At 36.0% G+C, this 15343-nt stretch carries 10 protein-coding genes; 3 read left to right on the top strand and 7 right to left on the bottom strand.

Features of this window, described 5'->3' with window-relative positions; translation table 11 throughout:
- Nucleotides 1–14: 14 nt before the first annotated feature.
- The gene (locus ACCQ40_RS02780; RefSeq protein ID WP_410032532.1) at nucleotides 15–470 is read right to left on the bottom strand and encodes a hypothetical protein; all 456 of its coding nucleotides are present in this window, start codon (nucleotides 468–470) and stop codon (nucleotides 15–17) included.
- Between the two features lie 76 nt (nucleotides 471–546).
- On the opposite strand from ACCQ40_RS02780, the gene ACCQ40_RS02775 reads away from it, so the two are divergent.
- Nucleotides 547–1053 (top strand): LURP-one-related/scramblase family protein, encoded by a 507-nt coding sequence (locus ACCQ40_RS02775; RefSeq protein WP_410032531.1) that lies wholly within the window; start codon nucleotides 547–549, stop codon nucleotides 1051–1053.
- A 9-nt stretch (nucleotides 1054–1062) separates the two neighbouring features.
- Entirely contained in the window at nucleotides 1063–2085 is a 1023-nt protein-coding gene (locus ACCQ40_RS02770; RefSeq protein WP_410032530.1) for a M42 family metallopeptidase, read from the top strand.
- Nucleotides 2086–3021: 936 nt separating this feature from the next.
- On the opposite strand, the gene ACCQ40_RS02765 is transcribed toward ACCQ40_RS02770, so the two are convergent.
- The 5 genes from ACCQ40_RS02765 to ACCQ40_RS02745 all read right to left on the bottom strand — a co-directional run bounded on the left by ACCQ40_RS02765 (nucleotide 3022) and on the right by ACCQ40_RS02745 (nucleotide 10253).
- The gene (locus ACCQ40_RS02765) at nucleotides 3022–3321 is read right to left on the bottom strand and encodes a GIY-YIG nuclease family protein (protein ID WP_410032529.1); all 300 of its coding nucleotides are present in this window, start codon (nucleotides 3319–3321) and stop codon (nucleotides 3022–3024) included.
- A gap of 963 nt (nucleotides 3322–4284) precedes the next feature.
- The gene (locus ACCQ40_RS02760) at nucleotides 4285–5304 is read right to left on the bottom strand and encodes an NAD-dependent epimerase/dehydratase family protein (protein WP_410032528.1); all 1020 of its coding nucleotides are present in this window, start codon (nucleotides 5302–5304) and stop codon (nucleotides 4285–4287) included.
- Between the two features lie 3 nt (nucleotides 5305–5307).
- The gene (locus ACCQ40_RS02755) at nucleotides 5308–5913 is read right to left on the bottom strand and encodes a DJ-1 family glyoxalase III (protein WP_410032526.1); all 606 of its coding nucleotides are present in this window, start codon (nucleotides 5911–5913) and stop codon (nucleotides 5308–5310) included.
- A gap of 1743 nt (nucleotides 5914–7656) precedes the next feature.
- Nucleotides 7657–9333 carry a hypothetical protein gene (locus ACCQ40_RS02750; RefSeq protein WP_410032525.1) on the bottom strand — a complete coding sequence of 559 codons (1677 nt, stop codon included), beginning with the start codon at nucleotides 9331–9333 and terminating at the stop codon, nucleotides 7657–7659.
- A 383-nt stretch (nucleotides 9334–9716) separates the two neighbouring features.
- Nucleotides 9717–10253 carry a hypothetical protein gene (locus tag ACCQ40_RS02745; RefSeq protein WP_410032524.1) on the bottom strand — a complete coding sequence of 179 codons (537 nt, stop codon included), beginning with the start codon at nucleotides 10251–10253 and terminating at the stop codon, nucleotides 9717–9719.
- Nucleotides 10254–11639: 1386 nt separating this feature from the next.
- Here ACCQ40_RS02745 and ACCQ40_RS02740 point away from each other — a divergent pair.
- Complete coding sequence (locus ACCQ40_RS02740; protein ID WP_410032523.1) at nucleotides 11640–12452, top strand: hypothetical protein; 813 nt, start codon at nucleotides 11640–11642, stop codon at nucleotides 12450–12452.
- Between the two features lie 2210 nt (nucleotides 12453–14662).
- On the opposite strand, the gene ACCQ40_RS02735 is transcribed toward ACCQ40_RS02740, so the two are convergent.
- Nucleotides 14663–15340 (bottom strand): hypothetical protein, encoded by a 678-nt coding sequence (locus ACCQ40_RS02735; RefSeq protein WP_410032521.1) that lies wholly within the window; start codon nucleotides 15338–15340, stop codon nucleotides 14663–14665.
- Nucleotides 15341–15343 lie beyond the last annotated feature (3 nt).

The raw sequence follows: 15343 nt of genomic DNA, 5'->3' as shown, positions 1-15343 counted from the left end.
TGCTTTTAGGCTTTTTACTTATAGATAACTGGCACATCATTATCCTTAAAAATTTTAAGGATTTGGCCACTCCTTTCACTAGAAAAACGCCAAGTATCAATATTATTAGAATTTACTACTAAGGTAAATACTGCTTGGTCGGCTTCTTTTGAGAAGTTTACTTGTTTGAGATCAGAAAATGATTTCTTTTGATTTACAAAAGATATATTGCCTTGAAAAACAAAACCATCTGCCAAAAATCCCCTGTTATATCTAGCCGCGAGAAAATAAATAGATACGGCCAAGCACATAATAAAAGTCTCAACAATATCAAAATTTATAAAGTAGGCAAAAACTGCAAATATAAGCCATACTAAAAAAACACCTAAAATATCTGTCTTGGTCATAATAGGTCTTATGACTATATCTCTACCCTTATAGAATATAAGCCCTGAAAGGACTATAAATACACTAACTATCAAATAAAGCATAGGCTCCTCCCATATTTGTCAATACTTACAAATATTATATAATAGAAAAAAGCTTAAAGGAAGTAAAGGATATATTATGAAAAAATTGTATTTTAAAGAAAAGTTTTTTAAAATCACCGACCATTACCCAATATTAGATGAAAACGGCCGCGAAGCTTATTACTTAGACCAGGACTTTACCTTTGTAGGATATAGGTCAAAAGTAAGTGATAAAAATGGCAATACTGTATTTAAAATTGGCAGAGAAATCCTAGCATTTTTCCCTAGATATACCATTTCTTTTGATGATGGCCAAACTATGGTAATCCAGCAAAAAATTGAATTTTTTAAACACAGAGTCCATGTTTATATGGATAATGAAACCCTAAATCTAGTAGGAAATATCTTCCATTATGATTTTGATATTCAAAATGGAGCTGGTAAAAATATAGGAACAGTAAGAAGAAAAATATTTACCCTAACAGATACCTATGAGCTAACAATTGTAGATGAAACTTATACTGAAGAGCTGATAGCCCTGGTTATCTGCCTAAACAATATGATAGATAGAGAGCAAGCATCATCTGCAGGATCAAATAACTAAGGAGAAAAAATGACAGAACAGATTTTAAAATATATAGAAGAACTTTGTAACACCCCTTCCCCAACAGGCTATACAAAAAGAGCTGAAAAATATTTAATAGAAGAATTTCAAAAATTGGGCTACAAGCCTTACCAAACTGTAAAAGGCAATGTAATAGTCCCAATCAATCCAGGAAATGAAAACGGACTTTTAATGTCAGCCCACGTGGATACTCTAGGACTTATGGTACGATCCATAAAATCAAACGGCAGACTTAGAGTGACAACACTAGGAGGTTTTCCACTTTCTTATGTAGAACAAGAAAATGTAACCATAATTACAAGAACTGGCAAGGAATATACTGGAGTTATGAGAATAAATAATCCAGCAGTCCACGGATCAAATGACCCAAGAGAAGTAAAACGTGATGATATTAATATGGAAGTAGTTATAGATGAGATAACAAATTCGGCAGAAGAAACAGAAAAGCTTGGCATAGCAGCAGGAGATTTTATAGCCCTAGACCCAAGATTTAGAATAGATAACGGCTTTGTAAAATCCCGCCACCTAGATGATAAGGCCTCTGCCGGAGTCCTACTGGCACTTGCCAAAGAAATAAAGGAAGAAAATATAAAAATAAGCCGCCCATTATATTTCGCCTTTACAATCTATGAAGAAGTAGGCCACGGAGCAGCAAGCGGTCACCCTGAGGGAATAAAAGATATGATAGCAGTAGATATGGGAGTAGTTTACGATGACCTAAAAACAGACGAAACAAAGGTATCAATCTGTGCCAAAGACTCATCCGGCCCATATAATTTTGATTTGACAAACGAGTTAATCGATATGGCAAAAGCAAACGAAATAGACTACGCCATAGACATATACCCACAATACGGCTCAGACGCATCAGCAGCAGTAGCAAGCTCCAACGACTTTAGACACGCCCTAGTAGGCAGCGGAGTCGCAGCAAGTCACGGCTATGAAAGAACCCACGTAAATGGATTAAATGGACTTTATAAGCTATTAAGAGAATATGTAAAGAAAAACTAGGTTTTGGGCCTAGTTTTTTATATTATTAACTTCTCTATTATTTTAATAACTACGGTTGGGGATGTTTGACTCCAAGATAGATCTCTCGACTGGGCTCGAGATGACAATGGAGTGGATGGCTTCGAATGTTATTATGGGTCTTATTTACTTTTTGTTTTATGAGAAGCTGAGTTGTTTGTAAGACTTATTTTTAAATTAACATTCGCCCCCACATTGTCATTTCGACCGGAAAAGCCGGTAGGCTTTGGAGTGGAGAAATCTTTCTTTTAGTCATGGTTTCGTAAATCTTAGATGTTTTATTTATATAATTATTTTTCTACCTACGTTTGGGAATGTCTGTCGCTTAGGTAGATCTCTCCGTGCGCTGCGCACGAAAACTCGCTTCTTCCGAAGCTCCTCCGTGCTATCGCACTACGTTTTCGGCATAAAAGCCCAGAATCAATGGGCTTTTATGTAGTCGAGATGACAAGGAGGAAAAGTACTTCGTTTTGATAAATTATTTCTTGTTTACTAAATACGGAGTGAATTAAGTTTATAGGATTTCTTTTACACAGAAGAAAATGACTCCGCCTTTGTCATTTCGACTGAAGCGGCAGCGGAATGGAGAAATCTTTCTGGGACTTATGTGACTGTTATACGATAATTATTACATTTATTCTATTATTAATTTTTATAGTTAGGATAATACTACCGGCTGGGGATGTTAGTCTCTTAGGTAGATCTCTCCGTGCGCTACGCTTAGTCGAGATGACAATGGGGTGAAATGCGTCGATTTTATATTATTTTCTTATTTAGTAAATACAGAGTGATTTTGTATATAAGATTTGTTTTTAATACGCATGAATTTCCCTTATTGTTATTTCGACCGGAGCGGCAGCGGAATGGAGAAATCTTTTTTAGCCATATTGTTAATATAGAGCTTAGTCGTTTAATTTATCAACTAATCCTGTCCCACTCAATCATCAAGTCTTTCCACTCAGGATTTTGCATATTGATTAGTTTCTCTTTTTTCGCCCTACTCCACTTTTTTAGTTGTTTTTCTCTAGCAATAGCTGCACTTATATCTGGTGTGCTTTCTACATATACTAATTTATAAATATTATAACGAGAAGTAAATCCATTTACTTTCTTATTATTATGCTCATCTAATCTACGATAGAGATTATTTGTTACACCTATGTAAAGGCTTTTGTTAGTGTAATTGGTTATCATATATACGTAATACAATTTTTCCATAATGATTCCTTGAGTTTTTTTATATTTATATCCTTGTTGAGTGGGGTGTAATCTTTTTTATATATTTTATGAGCTACGGTTAAGGATGTTTGACTCTTAGGTAGATCTCTCGACTACGAAAACCCGCTTCTTATGAAGCTCTTCCGTGCTATCGCGCTATGTTTTCGGCATAAAAGCCCAAAATCAATGGGCTTTTATGTGGTCGAGATGACAATAAATAGAATTCCTCTTGTTAGGAGAATGGTCTTAGTTACTGATTCCCAGATGTTAGGTTGGTAAGATTATTCTATCAGTGAAATTTTCACTACTACATTGTCATTTCGACTGGAGCGGGAGCGGAATGGAGAAATCTTTTTTTGGGTTATGTGATTATTAGATGTGTATATTAAATTTGTTTTATTATTAATTTTTGTCATTAGGATAATATCTACCGGCTTAGGATGTTTGACTTGTAGGTAGATCTCTCGTCTAAGCTCGAGATGACAATTGGGAGAATTGCTTCGAATGTTAATTTGCTTCTTATTTACTTTATTTAAGATTCGAAGGTTAAGTGTCTGTAAGATTTATTTTTATAACAGTATAAGCGCCCTCATTGTCATTTCGACTGGAGCGGGAGCGGAATGGAGAAATCTTTTTTTGGGTTATGTAATTATTAGATGTGTATATTAAATTTATTTTATTATTAATTTTTGTCATTAGGATAATAGCTACCGGTTGGGGATGTTTGACTTGTAGGTAGATCTCTCGACTAAGCTCGAGATGACAATTGGGAGAATTGCTTCGAATGTTAATTTGCTTCTTATTTACTTTATTTAAGATTCGAAGGGTAAGTGTCTGTAAGATTTATTTTTATAACAGTATAAGCGCCCTCATTGTCATTTCGACTGAAGCGAAGCGGAGTGGAGAAATCTTTTTTTGCCCCTTGCTTCCCAAATAAAAAAAAGAGGACTGGACCTCTTTTTTCTAATCTCCACTACTATCAACTTTTCTTAAATCAGCAGCTTTTATAGTTTCATCAGCTACCTTATCTATATCTTCTTCTTTCACTCTTAATTCTTCATAGGCCACATCTGTTGGCAATCTAAATTCCATACTATTTGCTCTAAGCATATTTACTTGTCTAACTGCATGCTCTATACCTTCCGCATCGGTTAGTTTTTCATCTTCTCTGTAGGCTTCTTCAAGTTCTTCGAAAGACATCACTTGTAGCTCGGTGCTTTCTGCTTGGCCTAGTTCATTTAGAATTTTTTTATAAAAATCTTCATAACTCATATAACCCGTAGCAACAGCATAAGTTTTTCTATGTTCTCCATTTTCTATGGCGCTAATTGCCGCTTGGCCTACTTGATTTACAGTTATAGTTGCAAATCCTCCAGTTGTTACTGGCATAAATTTTTGATCCCTTAGCATATCTACATACATACTTGTCATAGGTACTTTACCTGGCATGGTACCAAAAATATATGGCAATCTTAGGACAGAAACATTCATTGCTCCCTCTCCTGCATACATAGCAGCTTTTTCTTGGAGGAGTCTAGTTTCTACATAAGGCTCTGCTTGATAATTATGTGCTCTTAAATCATCATTATTTTCCGCAAATTCTGATGTATAAGAGCCAAATAATACAAAATTGCGCACTCCTGCTTCTTTGGCTAGCCTTGCTATCCTTGCTGTTGGCAATACATTTGTATCATAGAAAAATTTTCTAGCAGGTTTTTTAGGAACTATCCTATCATCTACCCCGCCTGCATAGACAAAACTATCGCATCCACGAATCATTTCTACTATTTCTGCATCAGAAAGAGCAAAAAAGTTTTGCACTATAAATTCTACATTAGATTCTTCATTAAATTTTAAATCATCTGGCAAGGCTACTACATCGACAGTTTTTACCGCATAATTGCGAGCAACTGCCTCTTTTATAGTATGGTAGCCCAAAAATCCTGCCCCACCTAGGACAAAAATTTTATTTACTTGCTCCATAGTCTACTCTCCATCATTTGATAAATAATCATAGGATATACCATAATAATTTTCCACACACTCTTGTTGGGTACCGTGTTTTAATTCTTCTACAGTTTCCGCCCCTTTAATAATTTCCACTAGACGCATAGCAAGGTAAACAGTTACAGCTGCCCCACGGCTGGTTGTGATATTACCATCGGTAACAACCATTTGATCATCAACGTATTCTAGGACATTATCTATCTCATCTTTTAAATCAGGGAAAGAAGTAGCGCGTTTGTCAGCAAGTACTCCCGCCTTGTTTAAAACAATAGGGCCAGCACAAATAGCTGCAATTAATTTTTCTTCATCATTAAAAGTTTTTACAATGTCAATGACACGGTCATCATCACGAAGAGCCTCAGCTCCCTTAGTACCACCAGGGATATATAGACCATCATAGTTGTGTGGATCTATGTCATTTAAGTTTTTATCTGCAGTTAGGGTTATGTTTGATTTTGTAGTAATGTCGTTGGTGTCATGGATAGAAACAGTTGTAACTTCAACATCAACACGACGAAGGTAGTCAATAACAGTGATAGCTTCGACATCTTCACATCCGTTGGCTAAAAATACTAGTATTTTCATATGCATATTCCTTTCTATATGAATTTATAAACTGTAAAGTTCGAGTCCTTTTTATGTATATATACCCAATTGGGGGTGGGTTTTTGGGGATAATGGAGTTGGCTGCGGTTAGGGAGGTCTGACTCTAGGATAGATCTCTCCACTTCGCTTCGCTACGGTCGAGATGACAATAGAGAGAGTTGCTTCGAATTTTAATGTGTTTCTTATTTACTATATTTAAAGTTCGAAGGGTAAGTGTTTATAAGATTTATTTTTATAGCAATCTAAGCGCACTCCATTGTCATTTCGACTGGAGCGGGAGCGGAATGGAGAAATCTTTCTTTGTGTTATGTGATTATTAGATGTGTCTATTACATTTGTTTTATTATTAATTTTTGTCATTAGGATAATATCTACCGGTTGGGGATGTCTGACTCTGGGGTAGATCTCTCCGCTTCGCTTCGCTACGGTCGAGATGACAATAAGGGAAATTGCTTCGAATGTTAGTTTGTTTCTTATTTACTTTATTTAAGATGCGAAGAATAAGTGTCTGTAAGATTTATTTTTTAGCAATATAAGCGCCCCCATTGTCATTTCGACTGGAGCGGGAGCGGAATGGAGAAATCTTTTTTTGATTTATGTGATTGTAAAACGATAGTTTTTGTTTTTATTTGATAATTAATTTTTGTCATTAGGATAATAGCTAACGGATTAGGATGTTTGACTCTTAGGTAGATCTCTCCACTTCGCTTCGCTACGGTCGAGATGACAATAAGGGAAATTTCTTCGAATGTTAATTTGTTTCTTATTTACTTTATTTAAGATTCGAAGGGTAAATGTCTGTAAGATTTATTTTTTTAGCAATATAAGCGCTCTCCATTGTCATTTCGACTGGAGCGGTAGTGGAATGGAGAAATCTTTTTTTGATTTATGTAATTATTAGATGTGTATATTACATTTGTTTTATTATTAATTTTTGTCATTAGGATAATATCTACCGATTGGGGATGTCTGACTTGTAGGTAGATCTCTCGACTAAGCTCGAGATGACAATGGGGAGAATTGCTTCGAATGTTAGTTTGCTTCTTATTTACTTTATTTAAGATTCGAAGGATAAGTGTCTGTAAGATTTATTATTTTAGTAATATAAGCGCACTCTATTGTCATTTCGACTGGAGCGACAGCGGAATGGAGAAATCTTTCTTTGCTTTATGTGATTGTTTGCCGGAGTTTCTAAGTTTATTTTATTATTAATCCTTCTTATTAATAGAGGTGATATTTATCAAGGAGACCCTTCGGCTACGGTTTGGGATGTCTGACTCGTGGGTAGATCTCTCCACTTCGCTTCGCTACGGTCGAGATGACAATTGGGATAATCGCTTCGAATGTACTTTACTTTGATACTCCCTCCGTCGGCTTCTTGACAAATCGAAGATTTGAAAGTGCTCTATTAGCCGCACGGGCTATTTCGCGACATCTGACCTACCATCAATCCCTTTTTAACTTCGTTTAATCTGTTACTAGCTTTTAACAAGCCGGCTTCGTTAGCCAAATCGTAGATTTGGACTACGCGGCATTTGACCTTCCTTCGATTCTTCTTTGAAGAATCGGGATAGGTCAAGAAAAAAATACTCCCACCTTTATTTGGTGGGAGCATTTTCAAGTGAGTACCGCGGTTACTATTAGTTTTTAATTTTGAGTCTTATCGAGTGCACTCTTTATATGACTCTATTTATTTCTTGTAAAAATTACTAATATTTAAAATTAGTTATTTTTTTTGCTTGCTGCGTAAGCAACTGAAGCTGCTGCTAATACACCTGCAACGCCAGCTACACCAGCGATACCTGTTTTAGCGTTTGTTCCAGCTGTTTTGTTAGCTGATGATTTGTTAGCTGCTTTTTCTACAACTTTAGTTTTTTCAACTACTTTTGTTGTATCTTCTTTTTTGTCGTCAGCTTTGTCTTCTTTTTTATCATCTTCTTTGTCTTCAGCTGGTTTTTCTTCTTCTTTTTTGTCATCGTCTTTTTTGTCGTCTTCAGCTGGTTTTTCTTCTTCAACTTTAACGTCTTTGTCGATGTCTTTAAGTTCTTTTTGGATAGCTGCTGTGTTGTCGTCTAATTCTTTGATTAGTGCGTCAACGTCTTCAGCTGTTACTTCTTCATCTTCTGCAGCGTATGCTGTAGCTACTAGAGCAACTTTTTTATCAGCAGCTTTAAGGATAGCTTCTGCTTTAGCGATAGTTGCTTTTTGTTCAGCTACTAGTGCGTTTAATTTAGCTCTATTGTTAGCTGCTGTGTTTGGTGTTAATTTTTCAAGAAGTTCAACTGCTCTTAGAGTTTCATTAGCTCTGTCGATAGCTGCTTGAAGACCTACATAGTCAACGTCTTTTTTAGCTGGAGCTTCTTCTTTACCTTTAACTTCGATACCATTGTTTGTTGCAACGATAACTACGTTGTATCCTTCAGCTGCACCTTTAAGTTTAGCTAGAGCTTCTTCGTAAAGAACTACTGCTGGATCAGCTGCTTTTTTAGCCGCTTTGTATTCTGTAACTGCAACATCGTAAGCTCTTTCTGCTGCGATTAATTCTTGATAAGCAGCGTCTTTTTCGCTTAGTCTGTTAGAGATTGTGTTGTTCCATGTTTTCCATGCATTTGCGTATCTTTCGTAAGCAACGTTGAATTCTCTTTGTCTTTGTTCAGAAACTTCAGCATCTTTAGATACATTTTTGATTGTTGATTGAGCTTCTGCAGGATCATTAGTAAACCATTTTGTAACTACTGTTCCATTATCATCGAATTCAAAGCTTTTGCCTTTTCCGTCTTGAGCTAAATATTTATATTGATCCCAACCATCGTCTGTTTTTTGGTAGTTTGGATTTTCTACTAATACAGATTCAGCTTCAGTTTTTGAATTTACATCATTTTTTACTTTAAAGATATTTTTTGCTGCTGGTTCTTTTTTAACTATTGTTCTTGTTTCTTCAGATTCTCTTAATACATAACCAAGAGATGAGTTTCCAGATAATGTAAAGATTGTTGTTGGTTCTTCATATGTTTTATCTATCTCAGCATCTTTGATTTGTTCAGCAGTTTTATCTGTAAGTAGTGCTAAAGCTCTTCTAGCTTGTTCAACTTCATATGCTAGAGATTTATCTCCATCTAATTTTGATGTGATATCTACATAAGCTTTGTTTGCTGCAAGTACTCTATCTTCAGCTTCTGATTTTGCTACTTCAGCTTTGTCAAGTCTAGCTTTTTTAGCTGTTGCATCTTCATATAGAGCTTGAGCTTTTTTAAGTTCTTCAGCGTATTTTTCTTGGAATAAAGTTGTTGCTGCAACTTCTGTTTTTGTTGATGTTGTGCTAGCTGCGAATGATGGAGCTACTGCACTTAATCCTAGAGCTAGTGCTAATGCACCTGCTGCTAATTTATTTCTTTTCATTATAAGTTTTCTCCTTATTTATTTCTATCTACTATTTCATCTAATAAATAGTACTCACTTTACATATTCTATAGTACACCAAGTTCTACACTTTTGCAACACAATTGGTAAATTCCTCAATATTTCTAAAAAATATATTTATAAATATCTTCACATTTACTACAATATTGATGCATATGTGTATTTGCTGGTCTTTTGCTAATAGAAATATGTTTTAATAAGCTTTTTGTATATGGCCAATATCTCTAAAGTTTTGTTAACTTTAATGGATATTGGTTTACAAGGGCTTATTTTTGTTTATAACTATCGATATTTTTGCACTCATGTTTTGTGGTTATCACCCATATATTGATAGTTACATTTATTTTAGCAGATATTGGGGTTTAGTCAAGTAAATTTTGTTGAATTTCGCTTACTTTGGGTGTGGTTTCTCTCATGACTGTGGCTCTGATTTGATCGAGGGTCTCGGCCCAGTCGTAGGAGGCTATGAGCTGCTGACGGTAGAGCATGGCTTTGGCGTGGTTTTTGTTGGTATTTAGGGTGGCAAAGGTGTTGAGGGTGGATATGGTTTCTCCGGTGGTGAGGATGATTTCGCTATTTTCTATTTTTTCGACACAGGTGATGTTTACAAAGCCTCTTCTTTCTCTATCGTAGGTGGCGTTTCTGTATTTGAAACCAAAGAATACGTGGCTGGTGTCTATGATGTAGGGCATATTTTTTGTAATTTGGAGAGTATCCTTGATGACTTGGTCCATTTCTTTTTTGTTTTTGCCTCGTTTTTTGTACATTTTGTTGAGGTAGAGGGTGGGTGTTTCTTCTATAAGGTGGGTGGTGGTTGGTGTATAGACGCGCGATCCTATGCCAAAGGTCTTGATTTCTTCTGGGAGGATGGCGATGATTTGGATGTTTGTAATGTGCATGTGATGCTCCTTTCTGTTGGGGTGTTTTGGTTAATTTGTAATGTTTTTATGTAGTTGGTGGCTGGGGGCTGGGGATGTCTGACTTTTGGGTAGATCTCTCGGCTACGAAAACTCGCTTCTTTCGAAGCTCCTCCGTGCTATCGCACTACGTTTTCGGCATAAAAGCCCAAAATCAATGGGCTTTTATGTGCTCGAGATGACAATGAGCGGAATTCTTTGTATTAGAAGAATAATCTTAGTTACTAGTTTCTGAGTTTTGGGTTGGTAAGATTAATTGGCTAATAGAACTACAATCCCCCCCATTGTCATTTCGACCGGAGTGAAACGGAGTGGAGAAATCTTTTTTAGAGGCGTACTTCTATTTAGCGATAGTTCTTTGATTTATTTTTTTGTTAATGTTTGTATATTTTTAATAACTACGTTTAGGGAGGTCTGACTCTGGGGTAGATCTCTCGATTAAGCTCGAGATGACAATGAGCGGAATTCTTCGTATTAAGATAATGGTCTTAGTTACTCGTTTCGGTGTTTTGGGTTGGTAAGATTAATTGGCTAATAGAACTGCATTCCCCCATTGTCATTTCGACTGGAGCGGTAGCGGAGTGGAGAAATCTTTTTTAGAGGTGTGTTTTTATCTAACGATAGTTCTTTTTTTTGTTTTTTTGTTAATGTTTGTATATTTTTAATAACTACGTTTAGGGAGGTCTGACTTTGTGGTAGATCTCTCGGCTGTGCTCGAGATGACAAAATAGTGCGGTGCTTCGTTTTTGCGACAGATTTCTTATTTACTTTTTTCTGAGTGATTGGTTTATAAGATTATTTATTAAATAGAGATTAGGGCTTCTCTTTGTCATTTCGACCGGAGCGGCAGCGGAGTGGAGAAATCTTTCTTTGAATTATGTGATGCAGAACGGAAGCTTTTAAGTTTATTTGGTTATTAATACCTTTTTTACCAAAGATAATTTGCATCTAGGAGACCCTTCGGCTACGAAAACTCGCTTCTTTCGAAGCTCCTTCGTGCTGTCGCACTAAGTTTTCGGCATAAAAGCTCAAAATCAATGGGCTTTTATGCGCTCAGGGTGACATAGCGGTGTTAATGTTCTTATATTTTTCTGTCTTTTATTGTCCTATATGACATTAAGTGTACTATATTTGCTATCGATTGTCTAGCTCTTTTTCCCAAGAAATATTTTCTATATCATATTAGCCTGCTCCCCTTTATAAATGGAAGCTATTATATATAGAAAGGAGTTAGCTATTATTTATTTAAGAATTTAGGATGATTTTGTAATTAGCATAGCTTTTTCTATATTGGGTATAAATTTCATATATCTATAAGCAGAAAAAGTTTTATTGAATTTTCTAAAAATATTTGAGGAGGAACTATTGATGGATGATTTGGATAAAAAACAAACTGGTGCAAGCCCTGTCGATCAAAGTAATAATATTGATGATGTACCTGAAGTAAGGAATAGGACTATAAAAGAAATAGATGAAAAAGACTTAGACCGTGGCCAAGAGTTATATACTGGTTTTGGATTTGGTAGTGTAGATACTAGCGATGTTGAAGTAGAAGACATTGCTAAGAGCAAAAGTGTCCCTGGGGTAAGTGAGGGTAAAAGTGATGAGCATGTTTTTGTAGCTGATAGTGCTAACTCTGTTAATAAAGATAAAAGTGTACCTATAAAAACTATTGCCAAAGAAGAAAGCACTGTTTTTGAAACTGCTAGGTCAAATGAGGCACAAAACATTGTCCCTAATAAAGTAGTGGTAGATAAGAGGGTGGAAAACCGCCGTGTTGTACCTGAAGATACTAAGATAGTTATCAAACCTGACAATGGGGATGTGGTATATACTGAGACTACTGTGGATAGACCTGCAACTAGGTCTAGAGTGGTAACTACTGAAAAAATAGTAAATCCTACTAATAGAACTACTGGACTAGATATTAACGAAGAAAGTGCTATCGATGTGCCTGCTGATTACCAGCTTGCAGGTGTATATTATGGTAATGATTATAGGGATAATAGAAACTATCTAACTAGCGCATATCAAACTGATGCTTATAGCATAAAAAGACACTACAAAAACCAGGCAAAAGAGAAAAAAGGCGGACTGTCAATTAAAAAAATCGCCCTAGGAGTAGCAGCTGTGGCTGGTGTGGTGTGGTTGATAAAAGATGATGATAGTTTTTTGAATTAGTTAGTGGGAAAATAAAGATAAAAACTAGGCTTTAAGCCTAGTTTTTTTGTTGGGATGATTAAGTAGTGGTTGGTAATTAATGTTGTTATATATGTAATAGCTGCGGTTTATGATGTCTGACTTTAGGGTAGATCTCTCGACTACGAAAACCTGCTTCATAGGAAGCTTCCCCGTGCTATCGCACTACGTTTTCGGCATAAAAGCCCAAAATCAATGGGCTTTTATGAGCTCGAGATGACAAAATAGTGAAGTGCTTCGCTTGTGCGACAGCTTTCTTATTTACTTTTTTTCTAAGGGGTAAGTTTGTGAGATTATTTACTAAATAGAGATTGGTACTATCCCATTGTCATTTCGACTGGAGTGGAACGGAATGGAGAAATCTTTTTTTAGAAGCGTGTTTTTATTTAACGATAGTTCTGCACTTTATTTTTCTTGGTAATGTCTTTATATTTTTAATAGCTACGGTTGGGTAGGTCTGACTTTTAGGTAGATCTCTCGACTGCGCTCGAGATGACAAATAGTGGGTACTTTGTTTATCAGATGGTTTTCTTATTTACTTTTTTTCTAAGGGATAAGTTTGTAAGATTATTTACTAAATAGAGATTGGTACTCCCTCATTGTCATTTCGACTGGAGTGGAACGGAATGGAGAAATCTTTCTGTGCTTTATGTGATTGTAGAACGGAAGCTTTTAAGTTTATTTAGTTATTAATATCTTTTTTACCTAAGATAATATGCATCTAGGAGACCCTTCGACTTCGCTTTGCTTCGCTCAGGGTGACAGGGGTGTGGTTAATGTTTGTATATTTTTAATAACTACGTTTAGGGATGTCTGACTTTTAGGGTAGATCTCTCGACTGAGCTCGAGATGACAAAATGGTGCGGTGCTTCGTTTGTGCGACAGCTTTCATATTTACTTTTTTTCTAAGGGAGAAGTTTATAAGATTATTTACTAAATAGAGATTGGTACTCCCTCATTGTCATTTCGACTGGAGCGGTAGCGGAGTGGAGAAATCTTTTTTTACTTTATGTGACTGCCTAACGATAGTTTTTTGTTTTGTTTGCTTATTAATACCTTTTTTACCTACGATAATATGCATCTAGGAGACCCTTCGACTTCGCTTTGCTACGCTCAGGGTGACAGGGATGTGGTTAATGTTTGTATATTTTTAATAAATACGTTTAGGGATGTCTGACTTTTGGGGTAGATCTCTCGACTGAGCTCGAGATGACAATTAAGGGAATACTTCGTATTTGGATATGCTTCTTATATATTGTGTTTTGGATTCGAAGGGTTAGGGTTTGTAAGATTTATTTTTTGTAACAATATAAGCGTCCCCCATTGTCATTTCGACCGGAGCGGTAGCGGAGTGGAGAAATCTTTTTGTGCTTTATGTGATTGTAAACGGAAGCTTTTAAGTTTATTTAGTTATTAATATCTTTTTTACCTAAGATAATATGCATCTAGGAGACCCTTCGACTTCTCTCAGGGTGACAGGGGTGTGGTTAATGATGTATGTATTTTTAATGGCTGCGGATGGGGATGTCTGACTTGTGGGTAGATCTCTCGACTACGCTCGAGATGACAAAATAGTGGGGTGCTTCGTTTGTGCGACAGTTTTCTTATTTACTTTTTTTCTAAGGGATAAGTTTATAAGATTATTTACTAAATAGAGATTGGTACTCCCTCATTGTCATTTCGACTGGAGTGGTAGCGGAATGGAGAAATCTTTTTGTGCTTTATGTGATTGTAGACGGAAACTTTTAAGTTTATTTAGTTATTAATATCTTTTTTAACTAAGATAATATGCATCTAGGAGACCCTTCGACTTCTCTCAGGGTGACTGGGGTGTGGTTAATGTTTGTATATTTTTAATAAATACGTTTAGGGACGTCTGACTTTCAGGTAGATCTCTCGACTACGCTCGAGATGACAAGAGGTGTGGATGCGGTGTTTTTAGATGGTGGTCTTTTTTACTTTTTTTCTAAGGGATAAGTTTATAAGATTATTTACTAAATAGAGATTGGTACTCTCCCATTGTCATTTCGACCGGAGCGGCAGCGGAGTGGAGAAATCTTTCTTAGAAGCGTGTTTTTATTTAACGATAGCTTTGTGCTTTATTTCCCTTGTTAACGCTTATATATTTTTAATAGCCTTATATTTCCAAACAAAAAAGAGGGTCTGCTACCCTCTTCTTTTTTAACTTCTAATTATTTATTTTCTTTTTTTGTTAAAGCAAATCCTGCTGATGCTAGGGCTGCTGTTGCTGCTAGGGTTGTTGCTGTTGCTACTCCTGTTTTTGGGTTTTCTCCTGCGTTTTTATCTTTTTTGACTTCAGCTTTCATCTCTGTTTTTTCTTTTTCAGGAGCTTTTTTTGCTTTATCATCTTTACCTGCATTTGTTGTTTTGCTCACTTGTTTTTGGTTGTTAGTTTGAGTTTCTTTTCCTGCTTTGTAAACTCTTTTTTCGCCAACTTGTGATGTTTGTTTGTTAGTATTTGTATCTGGGTTTTGTGCTGTTGTTTGATTTTCTCCAGATTGTTGTTGGGTGTCTGCTGGAGTGTTTGTGTTTGTATTTGTATTTACATTTTCATTTTCTTGTGGTTGGCTTTCTTCTTGATTATTATTTTCTTGTGGAGTTGTCTCTTCTGGAGTAGCTGGTTTTTCTTTTACTTGATTTGGATCTAGGGTGCTGGTTGTTTTGATTTTTTCTTCTGTTTCTTCTTTTTCAAAATTACCAGTATTTGCTACTCCACCTGTTGTTACGTTTACTGTTTGGTTATCTTCTGGAGCTGTTGGAATGGTTACATCATCTGCATGAGCGCTTTGTACTCCTGCTCCAAATACTAATGTTGCTGATAGGGCTGCGGTTAATAGTTTTTTATTCATTGA

It is taken from the genome of Anaerococcus cruorum (genome assembly GCF_046365495.1).
GTDB classification, from domain to species: domain Bacteria; phylum Bacillota; class Clostridia; order Tissierellales; family Peptoniphilaceae; genus Anaerococcus; species Anaerococcus cruorum.
This window is presented reverse-complemented; position numbering and strand designations above follow the sequence as displayed.